The 1,537-nt window shown below is 43.1% G+C and carries 1 protein-coding gene and 1 pseudogene; both read left to right on the top strand.

Annotated features, from left to right (window positions below; translation table 11 throughout):
• Positions 1-202: 202 nt before the first annotated feature.
• Positions 203-301: pseudogene (locus ATW55_RS17185) on the top strand (PAS domain S-box protein); the annotation flags it as partial.
• A 15-nt stretch (positions 302-316) separates the two neighbouring features.
• Entirely contained in the window at positions 317-1,348 is a 1,032-nt protein-coding gene (locus ATW55_RS07090) for an ATP-binding protein (protein WP_067714741.1), read from the top strand.
• Positions 1,349-1,537: the final 189 nt, after the last annotated feature.

Below are 1,537 nucleotides of genomic sequence, written 5' to 3'. Positions count from 1 at the left end.
ATGATTGATCTTGACACACCCGCAAAGAAATTTGCAAGACTTATACGCGATTTTTGGCCAACGAAACTGGAAATGAGGTTTGAACCTACCAATACCCAATTATTGGGGACAACTGCATAACTCATGGAAATGAGATGGTTTGAACCTACCAATACCCAATTATTGGGGACAACTGCATAACTCATGAAGACATAAAGCGGGATATTATATTTGGATTGAAACGGTTTGCTCGATTCAGAGAGATACGGACGGATCCATCAAAGGTGTCATTGGCATTGGTCGAGATATCACAGAACGCAAAATCATTGAGTCGGATTTGAGACGCAGTAAAGAAGGATTGAAACTCGCGCAGAAGATCGCGGGACTGGGTTATTGGGATAAGGATCTGCAGAGTGGAGAACTGTTTTGGTCCAATGAAATGTATCGAATTTGGGGGATTTCGCAAGACGATTCAACTCCGACAGAAGAGGAAATCTATTCGTTCATTCATCCAGAGGATTCTGCATTCGTGAAGGAAAAATTTTCCCTACCCGAAGAGTTCATGGATATTGAGTTTCGTTTGGTTCATGCGAATCAAAGCATTCATGTGGTGCACTCGATTGCAATGAAGCTTTGTGATTCAAAGGGAACCCCTCTACGTCTCTTTGGAATCGTGCAGGATATAACGTCGCGAAAGTTGGCAGAGGATACGATGGTTCGCTCGGAGACACTCTCTGCAGTTGGACAATTGGCTGCAGGTCTCGCTCACGAGATTCGGAATCCTTTGACATCCCTTAAAGGGTTTATGCAGTTGCTCACGGATGAGAATGGTGGAAAATATTCCGAGATCATTCAATCGGAGTTGCAGCGTATCGAAATGATCCTTCATGAGATGTTGATGCTGGCCAAACCGCAGGCTATCGAGTTTAGAGTACATCTGTTAAAACAAGTTTTAGAAGAGGTCATGGTTTTACTTTGTGCGCAAGCATTGCTCTGCAATGTTTGCTTGTTGGCAGACTTTGAGGAAGATGAATTGTTTGTATACTGTGATTCCAATCAGTTGAAACAGGTATTCATCAATATGATGAAAAATGCGATCGAATCCATGAAATCAGGAGGTAATCTCCAGATCTCGCTTGTTGGTTCATGTGATCGGGTTGTCGTCACGTTTGCGGATGAGGGGGAGGGGATACAGTCTGACACACTTTTGAGATTAGGACAACCCTTCGTTTCGACCAAATCAAATGGTATCGGGTTAGGATTCATGGTGAGCCAAAAAATCATTCAAGATCATGGTGGCACAATCGAAGTAAATAGCAAGGTAGCGGTCGGGACAACAGTCACGATAACCTTGCCCAAAGTGACATAGCTTCATTTTTTGACACGGGTTTAAATGGGAAAGGGAAAGGGAAAGGGAAAGGGAACCCATTCATGCATATACGTATCGGAACGAGTTCTGATCAAGATTCGACACTGGCCATTTGGAGCAGTATCATTTTAGTGAAGTCAACAAACTCGTAATTCTGGACAGAATGATAAAAAAGGAAGAAGGAATCCA

This window comes from Ferroacidibacillus organovorans (assembly GCF_001516615.1).
Classification (GTDB): domain Bacteria; phylum Bacillota; class Bacilli; order Alicyclobacillales; family SLC66; genus Ferroacidibacillus; species Ferroacidibacillus ferrooxidans_B.
The sequence above is the reverse complement of the archived record's forward strand: the minus strand, read 5'-3'. Positions and strand labels throughout refer to the sequence as shown.